This is a genomic window from Silanimonas algicola (assembly GCF_054777375.1).
In genome coordinates this window covers 432,568-451,390 of record NZ_BAAHAS010000001.1, presented here as the reverse complement: position 1 = coordinate 451,390, position 18,823 = coordinate 432,568, and the positions used below count along the sequence as shown (strand labels likewise).

Here is an 18,823-nt window from a genome sequence, read left to right as displayed (position 1 = left end):
GCGCATGACCCACGCCGCATCCCTGCCCAGCCCCACGCCGACCTACCGCTGGCTGGCGCTGCTGTTTGCCAGCCTGGCGATGTTCGGCAACTACTATGTCTACGACGCGCTCAATCCGGTGGTCGACCTGCTCCGTGAGCAGGAGGGCTTCACGTACGCCCAGATCGGCAAGCTCTCCACCGCGTACAACATCGCCGCCCTGCTGATGCTGCTGGTCGGCGGCTATGTCGTCGATCGCTTCGGCGCCCGCCGAGCGATCGTGGTCTTCGCGGCGGTCTGCGTGGTCGCGGCGGCGGTGTCGGCCTCGGCGACCGGATTCAACAGCCTGCTCGGCGGCCGTTTCCTGCTCGGCATGGGCGCCGAACCCCTGATCGTGGCGGTGACCGCCGTGCTGGCGAAGTGGTTCAAGGGCAAGGAGCTGAGCTTCGCTTTCGGCCTGAACCTGTCGATCTCGCGCCTCGGCTCCGCCTCGACGGACTGGTCGACCTCGTTCGCCGAGCCGCTGTACTCGAACTGGAACGACCCGCTCTGGTTGGCCACCGGCGTGATGTCGGCCGGCCTCGGCGCGGCGTTCCTGTACTTCATGCTCGAGCGCCGCGCCGAGCAGCGCTTCAACATGGGGCAGGCCAGCGCCACGGACAAGCTCAAGCTCAGCGAGCTCTACCGCTTCAGTCCGTCCTACTGGTACATCGTGGCGCTCTGCGTGGTGTTCTATTCGACGGTCTTCCCGTTCCGCAGCTTCGCCATCGACTACTTCCAGCAGGCGCACGCGATGGACCGGCAGACCGCCGGCCTGTTGAGCAGCATGCTGCCGGTCGCGGCGATCATCCTCACGCCGCTGTTCGGCCTCTGGGTGGACCGCGTGGGGCGGCGTTCGCTGTTCATGGCCGTCGGCTCGGTGGTGATGCTGCCGCTGTTCCTCGCCGTCACCTACCTGCCCGCCGGCCCGATGGTCCAGCTGGTGCCCTTCGTTTGGGGCCCCGAGGTGCCCCTGACGCTGCTGCTGGTGATCCTCGCGCTGGGCGCCGTGTTCTCGCTGATCCCGGCGGTGATGTGGCCAAGCGTCGCGTACATCGTCGAGGAGCGACGGCTCGGTTCCGCCTACGCCCTGATGACGGTGTGCCAGCAGCTCGGCTGGGCGGCGGTGCCGTTCGTCGTGGGCCTGCTCAACGACATGGGCAGGGCCGGACCCGAAAACCCCGCGGGCTATGCGGGCGGCATGTGGTTCTACACCGGGCTGTCGTCGTTGGGCCTGCTGTTCGCGTTCCTGCTTTGGCGGTCGGAGTCCGGCCCGCGCGCCCACGGACTCGAGTCGATCACCGCACGCGGCTGATGGGCCGCGTGCGGCGCGGCCGGGTCGGCGGAGGTTGCCCCGGGCGGGTGGTCTTCGCGGCACATTGACGCCGCGTTCACAAAAGGTACACAGTCGCGGCCCCGGCGGCCGTGCGCCGCCGGCCGTCCACGCCATAGGGGGAAGGCCGCATGAGCGGTGCAGCAACGACCACGCCGTCCGGGGCCCCGCCCCAGTTCGACCAGCGGATGGGGCATCCGAAGCCGCTTTGGATGCTCTTCATGACCGAGTTCTGGGAGCGCTTCGCCTTCTACGGCATGCGCTGGGCCCTGGCGCTCTACATCGTCGCGCAGTTCTACCAGGGCGACGGCGCCGGCGAAGCGCCGGCCAGCAGCCTCTACGGCGCCTATCTCGCGCTCGTCTATGCGGCGGCGCTGTTCGGTGGCTACGTGGCCGACAAAGTGATCGGCTACCAGCGCTCGATCCTCCTCGGCGCGGTGATCATGGCCGCGGGCCTGTTCCTCGTCATGGTGCCGAACGAGACCGTGTTCCACGTCGGCCTCGCGACGGTGATCGTCGGCAACGGCCTGTTCAAGCCCAACATCTCGACCATGGTGGGCATGCTGTACGCCACGGGTGACGAACGTCGCGACTCGGGCTTCACCCTGTTCTACATGGGCATCAACGCGGGAGCGTTCATCGCCCCGATCCTCACCGGCTGGTTCGCCGAGCACGTGTTCGGCACGCCGGAGATGCCGGCCTACAAGGTCGTCTTCCTCGCCTCGGGCATCGGCATGCTGATCAGCCTGGTGTGGTTCTGGTTCGGTCGCAGCCAGCTCAAGGGCATCGGTCGCCCCGCCGGGGGCGCCGAAGGCAAGGGCCGCGTGCTGGCGACGGCGCTCGGCGCCCTCGTCGCCATCCCGCTGGTGTACCTGCTGCTCTCGATCGGCGCGGGCGCGCTGCAGTGGATCCTCACGGCGTTGTTCATCGGCCTGTGCGTGCTGATCCTGCGCGAGGGGTTCAAGGACGGCGCGGTGCGTCGCGACATGGCCATCGCGATGCTGATCATCTTCACGTTCAACGTGATGTTCTGGTGCTTCTTCGAGCAGGCCGGCAGCTCGTTCAACTTCCTCGCCCAGAACATCGTCGACCGCGACCTTGGCGGCTGGGTCTTCCCCCTGGGCTGGTTCCAGTCGGTGAACTCGCTGGCCATCATCACCCTGGCGCCGGTGCTGGCGTGGCTGTGGGTGAAGATGGGCAGCGCCAACCCGTCCATCCCGCGCAAGTTCGGCCTTGGCCTGATCTTCAACGGCCTCGCCTTCCTCCTCCTGATGTTCGCGCTGTCGAGCCTCGTCGACCCGGCCACCCTGAAGATCCCGTTCTGGACCCTCTTCATGGTCTACGTGATCCAGTCGATCGGTGAGTTGTGCCTGTCGCCGATCGGGCTGTCGATGGTGACCAAGCTCGCGCCGGTGCGCCTGATCGGCTTCGGCATGGGCGGCTGGTTCCTGTCGACCGCCATCGGCAACAACCTGTCGGGCATCTTCGCCAGCCACGTCAGCGGCGAGGGCGGCATGAGCGTGGACTCCGCGCTCTCCGGCTACACCTTCGGCTTCTGGGCCCTGGTGGGCTCCGGCGTGCTGCTGTTCCTGATCGCCCCGCTGATCCAGAAGCTGATGCACGGCGTGAAGTAGGCGCCGCGGCAAACGGTGGAATGCGGACGGCCCGGAGCGATCCGGGCCGTCTGGCTTTCAGGGCATCGAGGCCGCCGCGTTGGCAGCGGCGCGCGCAGCCCGCTCGGCGCGGTCCGCCTCGGCGGTGAGCTGTTCCATCCGCGCGAGCAGCCGGTCGAGCGCCTGGCGCTCGTCGGTGCGCAAGGCGCCGAGCAGGCGCTGCTCGTAAGCCAGGGCCTGAGGGGCGATGTCCTCGTAGACGGCCTTGCCGGCCTCTGTGAGCCGCAGCACGCTCTTGCGGCGGTCGTCGCCGTCGATCTCGCGCTGGATGCGGCCGGCATCGAGCAGCGAGGAGACCGCGCGGCTGACCGCCACCTTGTCCATGGCGGTGCGCTGGGCGACTTCCGTGGCCGACAGGCCGGGTCGCTTGGCCAGAACGGCGATCACGCGCCACTCCGGGATGGCCATGCCGTAGCGACTCTCGTACAGCTGGGCGATGTCGGCGCTGATGCGGTTCGACAGGACGGACAAGCGGTAGGGCAGGAAGCGTTCGAGGTCGAGCATCGGATGCTGCAATGCGGCGCAAGTTGCGCGTGGTTTCAAATGAAACTATAACGGGCGGCGAACCATCCCCCTGCCGTCCCGTCCCCAGCACCGGAGCATGCCATGAACGCTTCTCCCGCAATCGCCGCGCCGAACCTCGGCATGAACGTCACCACCTTCGAGAACCCGATGGGCATCGACGGTTTCGAGTTCGTCGAGTTCGCGGCACCGGCCGGGCAGGGTGAGCGGCTGCACGCCTACTTCCGCGCCATGGGCTTCACCGCGGTGCGCAGGCACAAGACGCGCCCGATCACCCTGTACCGCCAGGGCGGGGTGCACTTCCTCGTCAACGAGGACCCGGACAGCTTCGCGGCCGACTTCGCCAAGGCCCACGGCCCCTCGGCCTGCGGATTCGCCATCCGCTTCCAGAAGAACGCGCACGAGGTGCAGGCCGCGGCGCTGGCCGCCGGCGGCGAGCACGTCGCCCGCGAGGCCACCAAGGCCATCGACCGCCCGGTCATCCAGGGCATCGGCGGCTGCATGCTCTACCTGGTCGACGACTACGGCAGCGTCGATGCCATCTACCGCGATTTCGTCGCGATCCCCGGCGTCGATCCGAACCCGGCCGGCTTCGGCCTGACCTTCATCGACCACCTCACCCACAACCTCTACTTCGGCAACATGCAGAAGTGGTCGGATTACTACGAGAAGCTGTTCAACTTCCGCGAGATCCGCTACTTCGACATCAAGGGCGCGAAGACCGGCCTCGTGTCGAAGGCGATGACCGCGCCGGACGGCATCGTCCGCATCCCGCTCAACGAGTCGTCGGACCCGAAGTCGCAGATCAACGAGTACCTCGACGCGTACCACGGCGAGGGCATCCAGCACATCGCCTGCTTCACCGACGACATCTACGCCACGGTCGAAGCCATGCGCGCGCAGGGCGTGGAATTCCTGAACACGCCGGACACCTATTTCGAGGTGATCGACGCGCGCATCCCCAACCATGGCGAGGACGTCGCGCGCCTGGCGAAGAACAAGATCCTGATCGACGCCGACCCCGAGACGAAGTCGCGCAAGCTGCTGCAGATCTTCACGCAGAACGCGATCGGCCCGATCTTCTTCGAGATCATCCAGCGCAAGGGCAACGAAGGCTTCGGCGAGGGCAACTTCCAGGCCCTGTTCGAGAGCATCGAGCGCGACCAGATGCGTCGCGGCGTGCTCTGAGGGCGCGGCCATGACGCTTGCCTACCAGTCCGGCTTCGGCAACGAATTCGCCAGTGAGGCCCTGCCCGGCGCGCTGCCGGTGGGCCGGAACTCGCCGCAGCGCTGCCCCTACGGCCTCTACGCCGAGCAGCTCTCCGGCACGGCGTTCACCGCGCCGCGCCACCAGAACCGCCGCAGCTGGCTCTATCGCATCCGCCCGAGCGCGATGCATGGGCCGTTCGAACTGCTGCCGGAAGGGACGTTCCACAACGTGTTCGGCGACGGCCCGGTCTCGCCGGAGCAGATGCGATGGAGCCCGCTTCCCGCTCCGGTCGCGCCCACCGACTTCCTCGACGGCCTGTACACCATGGCCGGCAACGGCGGCCCGGGTACGGGCGCGGGCGTGGGCATCCACCTTTACGCGGCCAACCGCTCGATGCATGGGCGCTACTTCTACAACGCCGACGGCGAGCTGCTGATCGTGCCGCAGCAGGGCCGCCTGGTGATCCGCACCGAGTTCGGCGTGCTCGAGGTTGAGCCGCAGGAGATCGCGCTGATCCCGCGCGGCATCCGCTTCACGGTCGACCTGCCCGATGGCGAGGCCCGCGGCTACGTCTGCGAGAACTTCGGCGCCGGCCTGCGCCTGCCCGACCTCGGCCCCATCGGCAGCAACGGCCTTGCCAACCCGCGCGACTTCCTCGCGCCGGTGGCGGCATACGAGGACGTGGAGGGCGACTTCGCGCTGGTGGCGAAGTTCGACGGCCGGCTGTGGCGCGCCGCGATCGGCCACTCGCCGCTGGACGTGGTGGCGTGGCACGGCAACCACGTGCCCTGCAAGTACGACCTGCGCCGGTTCAACACCATCGGCTCGATCAGCTTCGACCATCCGGACCCGAGCATCTTCCTCGTGCTCACCTCGCCGAGCGACACGCCCGGCGTCGGCAACATGGATTTCGTGATCTTCCCGCCGCGCATCCTCGCGATGGAGGACACCTTCCGCCCGCCGTGGTTCCACCGCAACGTGGCCAGCGAGTTCATGGGCCTCGTGCATGGCGCCTACGACGCCAAGGCCGACGGCTTCGTGCCCGGCGGCGCCTCGCTGCACAACAGCTTCACCGGTCATGGCCCGGACGCCGAGACCTTCGAGAAGGCGAGCGCGGCCGACACCTCCAAGCCGCACTACATCCGTGACACGATGGCCTTCATGTTCGAGTCGCGCGCGGTGCTGCGCCCCACGGCCCAAGCGGTCGCCGCGGCCCACCGCCAGCGGAACTACGTGGCCTGCTGGCAGGGCCTGCAGAAGCACTTCAACCAGGACAAGCGATGAAACTCGGATCCCTCAAGGAAGGCGGCCGCGACGGCACGCTGATCGTCGTCTCCCGCGACCTCGCCCGCGGCGTCCGCGTGCCGCACATCGCGCCGACGCTGCAGCGTGCGCTGGAGGACTGGTCGAACACGGCGCCGCGCCTCAACGGCGTATCGGAAGCCCTGAACGGTTCGAACGCGCAGACCATCGATGGCTTCGACGTGTTCGCGCTCGACATGGCCGCGCTGGCCGCGCCGCTGCCGCGCGCCTACGAGTTCGTCGACGGCTCGGCCTACCTGCCGCACGTCGAACGCGTGCGCCGCGCCCGTGGCGCCGAGGTGCCGGAGAGCTTCTACACCGACCCGCTGATGTACCAGGCCGTCAGCGCCGGCTTCTACGGCCCGCGCGATCCGGTGCTGGTGCGCGACGAGGCCTACGGCATCGACCTCGAGGCCGAAGTCGTGATCGTCACCGACGACGTGCCGCACGGCGTCACGGCGGAAGCGGCCGCCGACCACATCCAACTCGTCGGCCTCGTCAACGACGTGAGCCTGCGCAACCTGATCCCGAACGAGCTGGCCAAGGGCTTCGGCTTCCTGCAGAGCAAGCCGCGCTCGGCCCTCAGCCCGGTGTTCGTCACGCCGGACGAACTCGGCGACGCGTGGAAGGACAGCAAGGTGCACCGCCCGCTGCTGACCCACATCAATGGCCAGTGGTTCGGCGCGCCGGAAGCCGGCGAGGACATGCAGTTCAGCTTCGCGCAACTCGTGGCCCATGCCGCGAAGACGCGGCCGCTGACGGCCGGCACGATCGTCGGCTCGGGCACGGTGGCGAACCAGAGCACCGACAAGGGCGCGAGCTGCTTCGCCGAGCAGCGCACCATCGAGACCCTCCGCGATGGCAAGCCGTCGACGCCTTTCATGAAGTTCGGCGACACCGTGCGCATCGAGATGCTCGACGCCGAGGGGCGCACGATCTTCGGTGCCATCGAACAGGTGATGAAGCGGCAGGATTGAGCCGGCCACGCTAGGCTGGCCAGGACGGACCGGGGAGGGCGATGCCATGGTGAGCGGCGGGTTGCGGCTGTATTCGTACTGGCGCTCGAGCGCCGCCTACCGCGTGCGCATCGCCCTGAACCTCAAGGGCCTCGACTACCAGTTGGCGCCCGTGCACCTGGTGCGCGACGGCGGCGAGCAGCACGGCGCCGCCTTCCGCCGGGTCAACCCGCAGGGCCTCGTGCCCACGCTGCAGCATGGCCAACGCCTGGTGCGGCAGTCGATGGCCATCATCGAGTATCTCGACGAGACCTTCAGCGAGCACCCGCTGCTGCCGGCGACGGCCCGCGAGCGGGCGCGCGTGCGCGGGCTGGCCCAGCTCATCGCCTGCGACATGCATCCGCTGGGCAACCTCCGGGTGCTGCAGTACCTCGAACGCGAGTTCAAGGCCACGCCGGAGCAGCGGGAGGGATGGATCCGCCACTGGCTGGCCCTGGGCTTCGAAGCCATCGAGGCGCTGCTGGCCGAACACCCCTCCACGGGCGCCTTCTGCGATGGCGAGTCCCCGGGCCTCGCCGACTGCCTGCTGGTGCCGATGGTCTACAACGCCCGACGCTTCGCGCTCGACCTGGCCCCCTATCCGACGGTGCGGCGCATCGACGCGCACTGCCTCACGCTCGACGCCTTCCAGCGGGCGATGCCGGAAGCCCAGCCGGATGCCCCGCCGCCGGGCTGATCAGCCGAAGGCGCCGCCGGCGCCGCCGAACACGTCGGCGTAGGGATCGTGCTCGCTGGTCGCGCCTTCCGAGAGGCGGATGCGCAGGGCCAGGCCATCGCGCGAGTCGGCCTTCCGCAGCGCTTCCTCGAGGTCGATCTTGCCGTCCTTGTAGAGCTTGAACAGCGACTGGTCGAAGGTGTGCATGCCCGCTTCCAGCGACTTCTCCATCGCCTCCTTCACCTCGTGGATCTGCCCGCGGCGGATCAGGTCGCGGATCATCGGGGTGTTGATCAGGATCTCGGAGGCCGGCAGGCGCTTGCCGTCCTTGCCGATCACGAGGCGCAGCGAGATGACCGCCTTCAGGTTCAAGGACAGGTTCATCAGGATGTTCTTGTGCGCGGCCTCGGGGAAGAAGTTGAGGATGCGCTCCAGCGTCTGGTCGGCGTTGTTCGAGTGCAGCGTCGCGAGGCAGAGGTGGCCCGTCTCGGCGAAGGCGATGGCCGATTCCATGGTCACGGAGTCGAGGATCTCGCCGATCAGGATGACGTCCGGCGCTTCGCGCATCGCGTTCTTGAGCGCGTTGTGGAACGCGTGGGTGTCGAGGCCGACCTCGCGCTGGTTGACGATGGACTTCTTGTGCGTATGCAGGAACTCGATCGGGTCCTCGATGGTGAGGATGTGGCCCGTCGAATTGGTGTTGCGGTAGTCGATCATCGAGGCCAGCGCGGTCGACTTGCCCGAGCCGGTGGATCCGACGACGAGCACGAGGCCGCGCGGTTCCATGATGATGTCCTTCAGCACGTGGGGCAGCTGCAGCTGCTCGAGCGTGGGGACCGTGCTCTTGATGGCGCGGATGACCATGCCGACTTCGCCGCGCTGCTTGAACACGTTGACGCGGAAGCGGCCGGCGTCCTTCACGGCGATGGCCATGTTGTATTCGAGATCGCGCTCGAACTGGGGCACCTGGCCCTCGTCCATCAGCGAGTAGGCGATCTTCTTGACCATGCCCGCCGGGAGGCCGGTATTGCCCAGCGGGTAGAGCTTGCCCTCGACCTTGATGTACACCGGGGCGCCGGTGGTGAGGAACATGTCGGAGGCGTTCTTCTCCGTCATCAGCTTCAGGAAGTAGCCGATGTCCATGGGGGGTGGGCTCCTCGCGCCATTGCGTTACCGGGTCAGGCTTTTGAGAATAGCCGCGTTCCGTCACCAAAAGCGACCCGTCCCCCATGACCCGAAATGCCCCCGCCGGCCTTGCCGCTGGCCTTCTCATCGCGGTGCTGCTGGGCGGTTGCGCCAGCGTCCCGCCCCCGACCGCCGAGCTCGATGCGGCGGATCGTGCGATCCGCGCGGCCGACGCCCTCGAGCCGCGCGGTGCCGCGCAGCAGGCCCTCGACGAGGCTCGACAGCGCCTTGGCATCGCGCGTGATGCCGCATCGCGCAAACGCCATGCGGAGGCCCTCGTCGCCGCTCGGGAAGCCGAAGCCGCGGCCGCGGTCGCCGCCGCCGAAGCCCGGCGTGCCACGCTCGAGGCCGAGGTCGATTCCAAAGGTGCGCGCAACGCCGAGCTGCGCCGCCGTCTGCTGGTCCAGGGAGACTGATCCGATGCGCGCTTTCCACCCTGTCCGATTCCACGCCCTGGCCCGCGGCCTCGCCCTCGCTGCGGCCGTCGCGCTGGCGGCGCCGGCCCTGTCCGCGGATGACGAGATCGATCCGGTCGTTGCCCGCCTGCAGGCCGAACTCACCCGGCTCGACCGCGACGCCCAGCTCGCCGGCATGGGCGGCGTGGAGCGCTTGAAGGCCCAGCAGGCCGTGCAAGCCCTCGCCCTCGCGAAGTCGAAGGAGGTCGCCTCGGCCCGGTTCGTGGCCGAGCGGCGGGTGCGTGCGGCCGTCGCCGCGGCGCAGGCCGATGCCTTGGCTCGCCAGTCGACCGATCTCGATCGCGAGCGCGACCAGATCATGGTGGCGGCCGCGCGCCGCGATGCCGAGGCCGCCCGGCGCGACGCCGAGCGCCTGCGCATGCAGAACCTGGCGCGCCAGGAGGAGGCCGAGCGCGAGCGTATGGCGGCGGCCGAGACGTTCGCGCTGGCGGAGCAGGCCAAGGCCGATGCGGAACAGGCGCGTCGCCTGGCGGCCAGCCGCGCCCGCGAGGCCGCGCTCGCCCGCGAAGAGGCGGAGCTGGCCAATTCGCTGGTGGCCGAGGCGCTGGCCGCGGATGCCCCGCTGCCGCCGTCGCGCAACGTGGGGCCGGCCACCGTTTACACGCTGGCCGGCTCGGCCTTCGCCAGCGGCCGAGCCACGCTGACGACGGAGGCCAACGCCAGCCTGCGGCGCCTCGCCATGGAGATCGGCGGCCGCAATGTCGAGGTCGTCGGCTACACCGACAGCCAGGGCGCCGCCGCGGCCAACCAGGCGCTGTCCCTGCGTCGTGCGGAAGCCGTCGCCGCCATCCTCAAGGAGTCGGGCGCCAGCGGTTCGATCCGCACCGATGGCCGCGGTGCCGCCGACCCGGTGGCCGATAACGGTTCAGCGGAAGGCCGTGCCCTGAACCGTCGCGTCGAGATCACCGTGCGCTGAGCCCGGTCCGCCTTCACCCGGCTGAACCCCGTTAGGGGTGGGTGAGGGCTTTCGAGCGCTGTTGTTAAGCGATGCGTCGGGGCCGCAAAAAGCCCTTGTCGCCCCGGATCGGCGGGCGTAGCGTCGTGTTCCCGAGGGGCTGTTCCCTTCGGGAGAACGAGCCAGGCCGATGACCGCTGACCTCATCCCGCCCCCGCTGCCGCGTCCCGCCCGGGATGCGCGTGGCCCGCGGCCCGAGGCGGCCAGCCTTCCCGACCTGACCGCAGTCCAACCCCAACGCCCCGTGCCGCCGAGCCGGGGCGTTCGCGTTCGAGGAGGTCGCTGAAATGTTCGAAGGTCAATCCACTGCCGATGTCGAAGCCTTGATCAAGTCCGATCCGGAGTTCCGCCAGCTCTACCGCCACCACCAGCAGCTGAACAGCAAGGTGATGGACGCGGAGCTCGGTGTGCTCCCGATCGACGACGTGACGCTGGCGCGGATGAAGAAGGAAAAGCTGCTGGCGAAGGACCGGCTCACCCGGTTGTTCGCCCGAACCCGACATTGACGGTGGCGGCGACGGAAGGACGGCGGCCCGCTGCGTGCGGGCCGCGTTGTTCTGGGCCGGTGGCTCCCGCGCGGCGGGGCATTAAGATGGCGGGATGCCCAATGCCGACGCCCTCCGCCCCCCCGCCGCCCCGATGCCCGACGTGCCGAGCCCACGACGGCTCGGTGACCTGCTCGTCGAGCGCCGGCTCGTCGTGCCCGCGGACTTGGCCCGTGCTCTCGCCCTGCAACCGCAGATCGGGGGACGCCTCGGGCAGATCCTCGTCCGCCTCGGCGCACTGTCGGAGGAGGCGCTCATGCCGGTGCTCGCCGAGCAGCTGGCGATGCCGGTGCTCGCCGCCGCCGATTGGCCGCAGGACAACGAGGCCTTCCGCCTCGGCGCGTTCGCGTCGGGCATCGCGGTCGACTGGTGGGTCGACCAGGGCGTGGCGGCATGGCGTATGGCGGGCGGTGCCCTGTGCGTGGTCGCCCGCGATCCGCTCGATGCCACCGTCAACGAGGTGCTCGAAAAGCGGCTGGCGGCGCCATGGCAGTGGCGGCTGGCCCGGGCGCAGGACGTCGAGCGCCTCGTCGATGCCTTCCAGCGCGCGAACCGCGCGGGCGAATCCGAGGACGACGATGTCGGCCACCTGCGCGAACTCGCCGAAGAAGCGCCGGTCATCGAGTTGGTGAATTCGCTGCTGGCGCAGGCGATGGATCGTGCCGCCTCCGACATCCACGTCGAGCCCGAGGAGGACAGCTTCAGCGTGCGTTTCCGCATCGACGGCGTGCTGCATCCCGTGCTTCAGCTGCCGCTCTCGCGGTTCGCCGCGGTGGCCTCGCGCGTGAAGCTGATTTCCGGCATGGACATCGCCGAGCGACGCCTGCCCCAGGACGGCCGGCTCTCCGCCCGCGTCAGCGGCAAGGAGGTCGATGTCCGCGCCTCGGCCGTGCCCGGCGTGCACGGCGAATCCATCGTGATGCGCCTTCTGCCGAAGGAGCGCGAGGACCTGTCGCTGGAGAAGCTCGGCTTCGAGCCGCGCGACCTCGCGCAGTTCCGCCGCTGGGCCACCGAGCCGCACGGCATCGTGCTGGTGACCGGCCCTACCGGCTCCGGCAAGAGCACCACGCTCTATGCCACGCTCGAGAGCATCAACGACCGCGAAGAGAAGATCATCACGGTCGAGGACCCCGTCGAGTACCGCGTCAAGGGCATCACCCAGATCCAGGCCAATGCCGAGATCGGCTACACCTTCGCGCGTGCGCTGCGCGCCATCCTGCGCCAGGACCCCGACGTGGTGATGATCGGCGAAATCCGCGATCGCGAGACGGCCGAGATCGCCATCCAGGCCGCGCTCACCGGCCATCTGGTGTTTTCCACGTTGCACACCAACGACGCCGTCAGCGCGTTCACCCGCCTCATCGACATGGGCGTCGAACCGTTCCTCGTCGCCACCAGCGTCCGCGCCGTGCAGGCCCAGCGCCTGCTGCGCCGCCTCTGCAACGCCTGCGCCGCTCCCGCCGACGTGCATCCCGACATCGCCGCCACGGCCGCGCGCCTCGCGCCCGGCGAAACGCCGCGCTGGCGCAAGGCCGTCGGTTGCCCGGCCTGCCAGGGCACGGGCTACCGCGGCCGCGTCGGCATCTACGAGCTCGTCGACGTCGATCCCGAGCTGCAGGGCCTCGTCATGCAGCGTGCGAGCGCCGGCGAGATGCGCCGGCACGCGAGCAGCAAGGGCAGCTTGACCCTGCGCGAGGACGGCCTGTTGAAGGCCTTCCGCGGCCTGACCACCGTGGATGAAGTGGTGCGCATCACCGGTGCCGCGCTCGAGGCCGCCGACGAGGTCGGGGCGGCATCGTCGTGAATTTCCGCTACCGCGCCATCGATGGTCGTGGCCAGGAGGTCTCCGGCCTGCTGGAGGCCGCCGACCTGCGCGCCGCCGACCGCGAGGTGCTGCGCCGTGGGCTGACCCCGGTGCTGCTCGAGCCCGACCAGCCCGTCGCCGACGGCTGGCGCGATCGCCTTCCGCCGGCGCCTCGCGAACTCCAGCTCGTGCTGCAGGAATTCGCCACGCTGGTCGATTCGGGCGTGAGCCTCGCCACCGCGCTGACCTCGCTGTCGAACTCGAGCCACCACCCGAAGATCACCGCTGCCTTCGCCGCGATGGCCAAGGCGGTGCGCCGCGGCGACAGCTTCGCCCAGGCCCTCGCGGCCAGCGATCTCGACCTGCCGCCCTACATCCAGCAGCTGGTCGAAGCGAGCGAGCTCACCGGTCGCCTCGGGCCGGCGCTCGAGGATGGCGCGCGGCAGTACGAGTACGACCTGCGCCTGCAGGCGGAGGTGCGTTCGGCGCTGGTGTATCCCGCCGTGCTGGTGGCCTCCGGCATCGGCGCCGTGTGCATCGTGTTCCTTTGGGTGGTGCCGCGCTTCGGCGGCCTGCTCGCGCAGCGCGCCGACCAGCTGCCGGCGCTGTCGCGCTGGGTGATCGGTGGCGGCGTCTGGTTCGCCGACCACCTGGGCCTCGTCGCGTTGGCCGCCGCGACGCTCATCGCCGGGCTGGTGGTGCTGCTTCGTCGTGATGCCGTCCGCCAGCGGATCCTCGAGGCCTGTGCAAAGGCCCCGCTGTTGGGCCCGTGGCTGATGGAGTCGGAGGTGGGGCGCTGGGCGGGCACGCTCGGAACGCTGCTGGCCAATCGCGTCGAACTGACCCGCGCGCTCGATCTGTCCGCCGCGGCGGTCGGCCTGGCCTTCCTGCGCGCACGACTGTCGCAGGTGACCCGTTCGGTGCGGGGGGGCGCGACGCTCTCGCATGCCCTGCGCGAACACCGTGCGCTGAACGCCAGCGGCTACGACCTCGTCTCGGTGGGCGAGGCCTCGGGCGAACTGCCCAAGCTGCTGCTGGCCTTGTCGCGGCTCTACCAGACGAGCGGGCGCGAGCGGATGCAGCGCGCGCTGAAGCTCATCGAACCCGCTGCCATCATCCTGATCGGCGGCGCCATCGGCCTGCTGGTCACCGCCGTCATCCTCGCCATCACCAGCGTCAACGACCTGCCTTTGTGAGCCATCGCATGCCCCATGCCCCTCGCGCCGCCCGCGGCTTCACCCTGCTCGAGATCCTCGTCGTCCTCGTCATCATCGGCTTGATCGCCAGCCTCGTGGGGCCGCGGCTTTTCACGCAGCTCGAGGGATCGCAGGTGCGTGTCGCCGAAACGCAGATCAAGATGCTGCGCGGTGCGGTCGAGACCTTCCGCCTCGACATGGGCCGCCTGCCCACCGTCGACGAGGGCCTTGGCGTGCTCTACGCCAGGCCGGCCGATCCGCGCGCCGCCGAGCGCTGGCGCGGGCCCTACCTGGACGAGGCCGTTCCGCTCGATCCGTGGGACACGCCCTACCAGTACGGCATCCCGGGGCGTGATGGCCAGAGCTTCGCGCTGTACTCGCTCGGGGCCGACAAGGCGGCGGGCGGCGAGGGCAACGACGCCGACCTCGGCGTGCTGCCTCCGGCGAACTGAGGTCGCCGCGTCGCGGATGCGCGGGTTCAGCCTGCTCGAGATGCTGGTGGTGCTGGTGCTGCTCGGCCTCGCGGCCGGCCTGGTCGCGCCGTCGCTGTCGCGCACCGCCGATCGCGTGCAGGCGGCGGGCGATCGCGACGACGTGTTGCGGCGCGTGCAGGGCCTGCCGGTGATGGCGCGGCAGGCCGGGAGGCCGCTGCGCTGGGAGGCGGGCAGCCTCGTGGAACGCCCCGGCCTCGTCTGGCCGTCGGGCTGGCGCGTCGTCGCGCTGACGCCGCTGGACCTCGCGGCCAACGGCTGGTGTGGTGGTGCGCAGCTGCAGGCCCAGGGGCCGGGGTTCGCCCTGCGCCTCGAGGCCCTCGCGCCCGACTGCCGCGTGGTGGAGCGGCCGGATGCGCCCTGAGCAGCGCGGCTTCACCCTCCTGGAAGCCATCGTGGCCCTCGCCATCCTCGCCGCCGGGGGCATGGCCCTGTTCGCGGCGCTCAACGCCTCGCTGCGATCGATCGAACGCGTCGATGCGGCGTCGCGTCGCGACACGGCGACGCAGAGCGCCCTGTCGCGCATCGAAACGCTCAATCCGATGCTCCAGCCCACCGGCGACGAGGCCTTGGGCGAGGTTCGCATGCGTTGGGCCGCCACGCCGATCGAGCCGCCGCGTGACGGCCTCACCGACTACCTGCAGCCCGGCTTTTTCGAGGTGGGCCTGTATCGCGTCGAGGTGGAGTTGCTCATCGGCACGCAAGTCGATCACCGCTTCGTCGTGCGCAAGGCCGGCTGGCGCCAGGTGCGCTACCCGGAGGCGCTGTGAACCAGCGCGGCTTCAGCCTGCTGGAGGCCATGGTCACGCTGGTGGTCATCGCACTGGTGGCCACGCTGCTGATGCAGTCGCTCGTCCACGTGCTCGGCCTGCGCGAACGCGTGCTCCGCCACGAGCGCGATGCACGGGTCGCGGCGCTGCACGAGCGCTGGTTCCGCGATGCGGTGGCCGCGGCCGCCGCGGACCGCCCGGGCGAGGTGCCCGCCTTCCGCGGCGAGGCCACGGCGATGGACTTCCTGAGCCTCGATGCGCTGCGTTCCGGCACGGCGGCGCGCGTCGGTTGGCGCCTCGTCGACGCGGAGCGCGGCCGGCAACTGGTGTACGTCGAAGGCGCGACCGATTGGCCGCTCGCCAGCGCCGGCCTCGAGGACGCGGCCTTCGCCTACCTCGATGCGGCGGGCCGTTGGCACGAGACCTGGCCGGTGCCCGAGCAGCCGGCCGAGATCCTGCCGCGCGCCGTGCGCCTCGGCTGGCGCACGGAGCAGGGGGCGCGGCTGTGGTGGGCGTCGGTGGGTCCTGCCGCCGGCCTGCCGCCCGCCTTGAACGACCGCCTGGAGCAGGTCGATGCCGCGTTCTGAGGCGCAGGCCCGCGAGCAGGGCTTCATCCTCGCGATGGTGCTGTGGATGCTGGTCGCGATCGCGGTCGGCGTGGGCTTCCTGATGCTCTGGACCCGCGAACGCGTCGCCGAGGCCACGCTCGATCGCGCCGAGGTCGAGGACCGCATCGCCGCACTGTCCACCCGCGAAACGCTGCTCTACCTCGCCGCGACGGTGCCGATCACCCAGGCCGGCCAGCCGCTCACGCCGATGCCGGAGGGAGAGCTCGCGGCGCGGCGCCTCGACGATTTCGGTGGCTTCGACAAGCGGCCGCGCGGCGGCGAGCTGCGCCTCGACGGGCGTGCCTACCGGGGGCTCGGCGGAATCACCTTCGCCATCCAGGACGAATCCGGCCTGGTGCCGGTGGCCTTCCCGGAAACCTCGCCGGTGCCGCGCCTGCTGGCCGCTGCCGGCGCCCCGGCGCGCGACGTGCCCGGCCTCGTCGACCGTCTTGTCGACTACACCGACCCCGATGACCTCAAGCGTCTCAACGGCGCCGAATCGCGCGACTACGAACGGGCCGGCCGCCCCGCGCCGCCCGGACGCCCGCTGCTCAGCCCTCGCGAGTTGCCCCGGGTGCTTGGCTGGGAGGCGCTGCCGCCCGAGGTGATGGCACGCGCGCAGGATTGGTCCACCAGCGCCTACGCCGGTGCCCTGAACCTCAACACCGCGCCGCTGCCGTTGCTCGAGGCCTTCGTCGACCGCTGCGGCACGGTCTGCCGCGCCCGGCTCGCGCGCCGCGACGAGGCCCTGTTCTTTTCCGGGCGGCAGTTCGAGGAGGAGACGTCGGCACGCCTCCTCGGCGATCGCGACACCGATTTCCGCAACGCGCCGTCGGACGCGTGGCGACTGGCGTTCTGGGGCGCCTCAGGCAGGGCATGGCGCATCCATGTACGATTGACGCCCTTGGCGGATCAAGCGGCGCCGTGGACTGTCGATGCCGTCTACCGCGCCCCTCGCCCTGATGCCGATGACGCTCCGCCGACGATTCCAAGCCCTCTTTTCGCCGACGCGCCGCTGGATCGGGGCTGAGGCCGAAGCGATCCAGCCGGGAGGCTGGCTGGGGCCCGTCGAAGTCGTCGTCCCGCGCAGCGTTTCCGAACACCGTCGCCTGGCCTTCCCCCAGCTCGCCGCCGACCAGCGCGCCGCCGCCCTGCGGCTCGCCGCTTCGCGCGCGCTCCCGTCCGACGGGGGGCGCTGGGTGGCGCGTTGGCAGGACGACGTCGCCCAGGTGTGGCTGGTCGATCCCGCCGCCCTGCACGGCGTCGACCCGGCCGCCACCCTCGTGCCCGAGTCCAGCCTGCGCCCGGCCCCCGCCGCGGCGGACGCCGTGCGCCTGATGGCGACGCGCGAGGGCGTGGAGGGGCAGGTGTGGCGCGACGGGCGTCTGCTGGCCTCGCGCTGGTGGCCGTCCGCTCCGGATGCGGCCGCCTGGGGCCGCTTCCTGCGGGCCACCTCGCTGCCCGCCGACGATGTCGTGCCACCGCCGATCGAGACACCGCCGCTCGCCGACGCGCCGTGGGGGCGCGCCGATGGGCGCCTCCGATGGTCCGCGACGCAGCTGGAACGCGCGTTCTGGCGCAGCCTGGGCATCGTCGTGGGCCTCGTGCTCGGCTGGCAGCTGGTCGCCACCGCCGCCTGGGCGATCGCCGGCCGCTGGCAGGACGCTGAGCTCGATCGCGTGCGCCGCGAGTCGATGCCGCTGATCGAGGCGCGCGAAACCGCCGAGGCCGCGCACGCCCGGATGGCCGCCTACGTCGAGCTCACGCGCACGCCGGTCGACCACGCGCTGCTGGTCGACCTGAAGCGCGGCCTGCCCGACGACGCCCGCCTGCTGTCGTGGTACCGCGACGCCGGCCGCCTGCGCGTCGAGGTGCAGTCGGCGACCGCCGACCCCCGCGTGTTCGTGCAGGCGTTCCGCGAGCACCCGCTGCTGGCCGGCATCGTCGCCAACCCCAGCGATACCGGCCGAATGCTCCTGGAAGTCGATCTCGACGCGGCCATGCCGTCGGAAGGAGCCGCGCCGTGAGCGCGGCCTGGTCGTCCGTGCAGGCGCAGTGGCGCGCCAACCGCCGTCTGCGCATCGCCGTCGGCCTCGCGCTGCTGGTGGCCCTGCTGCATGCCGCCGTCGCGTTGTCGGACGCGCGCGGCGCACGCATCGAACGCTACCTCGACGACCGCACCCTCCTGGGCCGGTTGGAGGGCGCCGCCGCTGACGATGGATGGACGGCCCGCGCCGCCGAGGCGCGCGACGCGCTCGCCGCGATGGAGGGCACCATGGCGTCCGCGGCGGGCGCCGGCGAGGCGCAGGCCGAGCTGCAGGCGATGCTGAGCGGCATCGCCACCTCGGCCGGCCTGGGCCAGCCGCGCGTGCGTTCCGAGGCCGCCATCGAGGTCGAGGGCGTGCCCGGCCTGTGGCAGGTGGTGGCCCGGCTCGACGCCAACGCGCCGCCGGCGGCCATCGAGGTCGTGCTGCGCGAGCTCGCGCAGCGCCCGTGGCTGCGCGTCGAACGCATCGAGGTGCGCGACGGCACGCCGGCGCCGATGCAGCTGATCGTGCGCGCCTATCTGCGCAAGGCCGAGGTGGCCGGATGAGCGCGCCTGCCGAGCGCCTCGTCGAGTGGTTCCGCGCGGCGTCGCGGCATCCGGCGTGCCGTCGTATCGCCGTGGCGGCCCTTGCCGGCGCGCTCGCGTTCTTCCTCGTGGGCACGCCGCCCACGCGCCTGCCGCCGCCCACGGCCGAGGCGCTCGCGTGGCGCCTGCCGGTGCTCGATACCGCCCCCGTCGCGCCCTGGGGCATGGCGGTGTGGGCCTCCGAGCCGGTCGACGCCCCCGTGGGCCCGGCCGTGGCCCCGCAGCCGCGCCTGCTCGGCACCGTCCGCGCGGCCGGCCGTTGGCGTGCCCTCTTCGAAATGCCCGACGGGCGCCGCGTGCGCGCCGCCGAGGGCGAGCGCCTCCCCGATGGCGCCGAAATCACCGCCGTGGCGCCCACCCGCGCCGCCTGGCGCGACGCCGAAGGCGCGGCCCACGAGGCCCGCCTGCTCGACGCGCGACAGCCCTGAACCG

At 70.8% G+C, this 18,823-nt stretch carries 21 protein-coding genes; 19 read left to right on the top strand and 2 right to left on the bottom strand.

The window, feature by feature from the left end:
- Positions 1 to 4 precede the first annotated feature (4 nt).
- Together ACYVAK_RS02190 and ACYVAK_RS02185 are read left to right on the top strand one after the other, a co-directional pair.
- On the top strand, positions 5 to 1,333 hold the full coding sequence (locus ACYVAK_RS02190) for an MFS transporter (protein WP_461057531.1): 1,329 nt from the start codon (positions 5 to 7) through the stop codon (positions 1,331 to 1,333).
- Between the two features lie 149 nt (positions 1,334 to 1,482).
- Positions 1,483 to 2,985, top strand: coding sequence for a peptide MFS transporter (locus tag ACYVAK_RS02185; RefSeq protein WP_461057529.1), 1,503 nt, complete (start codon positions 1,483 to 1,485; stop codon positions 2,983 to 2,985).
- A gap of 57 nt (positions 2,986 to 3,042) precedes the next feature.
- On the opposite strand, the gene ACYVAK_RS02180 is transcribed toward ACYVAK_RS02185, so the two are convergent.
- On the bottom strand, positions 3,043 to 3,528 hold the full coding sequence (locus ACYVAK_RS02180) for a MarR family winged helix-turn-helix transcriptional regulator (protein ID WP_461057527.1): 486 nt from the start codon (positions 3,526 to 3,528) through the stop codon (positions 3,043 to 3,045).
- A gap of 102 nt (positions 3,529 to 3,630) precedes the next feature.
- On the opposite strand from ACYVAK_RS02180, the gene hppD reads away from it, so the two are divergent.
- From hppD to maiA, 4 genes are read left to right on the top strand one after another with little or no spacing between them, the layout of a single operon-like run.
- Complete coding sequence (gene hppD, locus ACYVAK_RS02175) at positions 3,631 to 4,734, top strand: 4-hydroxyphenylpyruvate dioxygenase (protein ID WP_461057525.1); 1,104 nt, start codon at positions 3,631 to 3,633, stop codon at positions 4,732 to 4,734.
- A gap of 10 nt (positions 4,735 to 4,744) precedes the next feature.
- Complete coding sequence (gene hmgA, locus ACYVAK_RS02170; RefSeq protein WP_461057523.1) at positions 4,745 to 6,040, top strand: homogentisate 1,2-dioxygenase; 1,296 nt, start codon at positions 4,745 to 4,747, stop codon at positions 6,038 to 6,040.
- Positions 6,037 to 7,035 (top strand): fumarylacetoacetate hydrolase family protein, encoded by a 999-nt coding sequence (locus ACYVAK_RS02165; RefSeq protein ID WP_461057521.1) that lies wholly within the window; start codon positions 6,037 to 6,039, stop codon positions 7,033 to 7,035. The genes hmgA and ACYVAK_RS02165 overlap by 4 nt, the downstream gene beginning before the upstream one ends.
- Positions 7,036 to 7,081: 46 nt before the next feature.
- Positions 7,082 to 7,750: a maleylacetoacetate isomerase gene (gene maiA / locus ACYVAK_RS02160; RefSeq protein ID WP_461057519.1), complete on the top strand. Its 669-nt coding sequence runs from the start codon at positions 7,082 to 7,084 to the stop codon at positions 7,748 to 7,750.
- Here maiA and ACYVAK_RS02155 read toward each other — a convergent pair whose 3' ends face one another.
- Positions 7,751 to 8,872, bottom strand: coding sequence for a PilT/PilU family type 4a pilus ATPase (locus tag ACYVAK_RS02155; RefSeq protein ID WP_461057517.1), 1,122 nt, complete (start codon positions 8,870 to 8,872; stop codon positions 7,751 to 7,753).
- Positions 8,873 to 8,958: 86 nt separating this feature from the next.
- Here ACYVAK_RS02155 and ACYVAK_RS02150 point away from each other — a divergent pair, with 86 nt between their 5' ends.
- From ACYVAK_RS02150 to ACYVAK_RS02090, 13 genes are all read left to right on the top strand, one after another.
- The gene (locus ACYVAK_RS02150) at positions 8,959 to 9,330 is read left to right on the top strand and encodes a hypothetical protein (RefSeq protein WP_461057515.1); all 372 of its coding nucleotides are present in this window, start codon (positions 8,959 to 8,961) and stop codon (positions 9,328 to 9,330) included.
- A gap of 4 nt (positions 9,331 to 9,334) precedes the next feature.
- Positions 9,335 to 10,306: an OmpA family protein gene (locus tag ACYVAK_RS02145; RefSeq protein WP_461057513.1), complete on the top strand. Its 972-nt coding sequence runs from the start codon at positions 9,335 to 9,337 to the stop codon at positions 10,304 to 10,306.
- A 326-nt stretch (positions 10,307 to 10,632) separates the two neighbouring features.
- A complete protein-coding gene (locus ACYVAK_RS02140; RefSeq protein WP_461057511.1) occupies positions 10,633 to 10,851 on the top strand; it encodes a YdcH family protein in 219 nt (72 codons plus the stop codon).
- A 94-nt stretch (positions 10,852 to 10,945) separates the two neighbouring features.
- On the top strand, positions 10,946 to 12,694 hold the full coding sequence (locus ACYVAK_RS02135) for a GspE/PulE family protein (RefSeq protein ID WP_461057509.1): 1,749 nt from the start codon (positions 10,946 to 10,948) through the stop codon (positions 12,692 to 12,694).
- Entirely contained in the window at positions 12,691 to 13,890 is a 1,200-nt protein-coding gene (locus tag ACYVAK_RS02130) for a type II secretion system F family protein (protein WP_461057507.1), read from the top strand. Before ACYVAK_RS02135 ends, ACYVAK_RS02130 begins: the two co-directional genes overlap by 4 nt.
- Positions 13,891 to 13,898: 8 nt before the next feature.
- The gene (gene gspG, locus ACYVAK_RS02125) at positions 13,899 to 14,342 is read left to right on the top strand and encodes a type II secretion system major pseudopilin GspG (protein WP_461057505.1); all 444 of its coding nucleotides are present in this window, start codon (positions 13,899 to 13,901) and stop codon (positions 14,340 to 14,342) included.
- A 16-nt stretch (positions 14,343 to 14,358) separates the two neighbouring features.
- Entirely contained in the window at positions 14,359 to 14,745 is a 387-nt protein-coding gene (locus tag ACYVAK_RS02120) for a prepilin-type N-terminal cleavage/methylation domain-containing protein (RefSeq protein ID WP_461057503.1), read from the top strand.
- Complete coding sequence (locus tag ACYVAK_RS02115; RefSeq protein WP_461057501.1) at positions 14,735 to 15,151, top strand: prepilin-type N-terminal cleavage/methylation domain-containing protein; 417 nt, start codon at positions 14,735 to 14,737, stop codon at positions 15,149 to 15,151. Before ACYVAK_RS02120 ends, ACYVAK_RS02115 begins: the two co-directional genes overlap by 11 nt.
- On the top strand, positions 15,148 to 15,738 hold the full coding sequence (locus ACYVAK_RS02110; RefSeq protein ID WP_461057500.1) for a prepilin-type N-terminal cleavage/methylation domain-containing protein: 591 nt from the start codon (positions 15,148 to 15,150) through the stop codon (positions 15,736 to 15,738). The genes ACYVAK_RS02115 and ACYVAK_RS02110 overlap by 4 nt, the downstream gene beginning before the upstream one ends.
- Complete coding sequence (locus ACYVAK_RS02105) at positions 15,725 to 16,789, top strand: type II secretion system minor pseudopilin (RefSeq protein ID WP_461057499.1); 1,065 nt, start codon at positions 15,725 to 15,727, stop codon at positions 16,787 to 16,789. Before ACYVAK_RS02110 ends, ACYVAK_RS02105 begins: the two co-directional genes overlap by 14 nt.
- Positions 16,728 to 17,786: a hypothetical protein gene (locus ACYVAK_RS02100; protein WP_461057497.1), complete on the top strand. Its 1,059-nt coding sequence runs from the start codon at positions 16,728 to 16,730 to the stop codon at positions 17,784 to 17,786. The genes ACYVAK_RS02105 and ACYVAK_RS02100 overlap by 62 nt, the downstream gene beginning before the upstream one ends.
- A complete protein-coding gene (locus ACYVAK_RS02095; protein WP_461057495.1) occupies positions 17,783 to 18,352 on the top strand; it encodes a hypothetical protein in 570 nt (189 codons plus the stop codon). The genes ACYVAK_RS02100 and ACYVAK_RS02095 overlap by 4 nt, the downstream gene beginning before the upstream one ends.
- Positions 18,349 to 18,819: a hypothetical protein gene (locus tag ACYVAK_RS02090; RefSeq protein WP_461057493.1), complete on the top strand. Its 471-nt coding sequence runs from the start codon at positions 18,349 to 18,351 to the stop codon at positions 18,817 to 18,819. The genes ACYVAK_RS02095 and ACYVAK_RS02090 overlap by 4 nt, the downstream gene beginning before the upstream one ends.
- Positions 18,820 to 18,823: the final 4 nt, after the last annotated feature.

What these genes read in the sequence shown, in the direction of transcription:
- ACYVAK_RS02115 (WP_461057501.1), top strand. Translation starts at nt 14,735, where the DNA reads ATGCGCCCTGAGCAGCGCGGCTTCACCCTCCTGGAAGCCATCGTGGCC.
- ACYVAK_RS02180 (WP_461057527.1), bottom strand. Translation starts at nt 3,528, where the DNA reads ATGCTCGACCTCGAACGCTTCCTGCCCTACCGCTTGTCCGTCCTGTCG.
- ACYVAK_RS02100 (WP_461057497.1), top strand. Translation starts at nt 16,728, where the DNA reads ATGACGCTCCGCCGACGATTCCAAGCCCTCTTTTCGCCGACGCGCCGC.
- hmgA (WP_461057523.1), top strand. Translation starts at nt 4,745, where the DNA reads ATGACGCTTGCCTACCAGTCCGGCTTCGGCAACGAATTCGCCAGTGAG.
- hppD (WP_461057525.1), top strand. Translation starts at nt 3,631, where the DNA reads ATGAACGCTTCTCCCGCAATCGCCGCGCCGAACCTCGGCATGAACGTC.
- ACYVAK_RS02190 (WP_461057531.1), top strand. Translation starts at nt 5, where the DNA reads ATGACCCACGCCGCATCCCTGCCCAGCCCCACGCCGACCTACCGCTGG.
- ACYVAK_RS02140 (WP_461057511.1), top strand. Translation starts at nt 10,633, where the DNA reads ATGTTCGAAGGTCAATCCACTGCCGATGTCGAAGCCTTGATCAAGTCC.
- ACYVAK_RS02150 (WP_461057515.1), top strand. Translation starts at nt 8,959, where the DNA reads ATGACCCGAAATGCCCCCGCCGGCCTTGCCGCTGGCCTTCTCATCGCG.
- ACYVAK_RS02105 (WP_461057499.1), top strand. Translation starts at nt 15,725, where the DNA reads ATGCCGCGTTCTGAGGCGCAGGCCCGCGAGCAGGGCTTCATCCTCGCG.
- gspG (WP_461057505.1), top strand. Translation starts at nt 13,899, where the DNA reads ATGCCCCATGCCCCTCGCGCCGCCCGCGGCTTCACCCTGCTCGAGATC.
- ACYVAK_RS02145 (WP_461057513.1), top strand. Translation starts at nt 9,335, where the DNA reads ATGCGCGCTTTCCACCCTGTCCGATTCCACGCCCTGGCCCGCGGCCTC.
- ACYVAK_RS02135 (WP_461057509.1), top strand. Translation starts at nt 10,946, where the DNA reads ATGCCCAATGCCGACGCCCTCCGCCCCCCCGCCGCCCCGATGCCCGAC.
- ACYVAK_RS02090 (WP_461057493.1), top strand. Translation starts at nt 18,349, where the DNA reads ATGAGCGCGCCTGCCGAGCGCCTCGTCGAGTGGTTCCGCGCGGCGTCG.
- maiA (WP_461057519.1), top strand. Translation starts at nt 7,082, where the DNA reads ATGGTGAGCGGCGGGTTGCGGCTGTATTCGTACTGGCGCTCGAGCGCC.
- ACYVAK_RS02155 (WP_461057517.1), bottom strand. Translation starts at nt 8,872, where the DNA reads ATGGACATCGGCTACTTCCTGAAGCTGATGACGGAGAAGAACGCCTCC.
- ACYVAK_RS02185 (WP_461057529.1), top strand. Translation starts at nt 1,483, where the DNA reads ATGAGCGGTGCAGCAACGACCACGCCGTCCGGGGCCCCGCCCCAGTTC.
- ACYVAK_RS02120 (WP_461057503.1), top strand. Translation starts at nt 14,359, where the DNA reads ATGCGCGGGTTCAGCCTGCTCGAGATGCTGGTGGTGCTGGTGCTGCTC.
- ACYVAK_RS02165 (WP_461057521.1), top strand. Translation starts at nt 6,037, where the DNA reads ATGAAACTCGGATCCCTCAAGGAAGGCGGCCGCGACGGCACGCTGATC.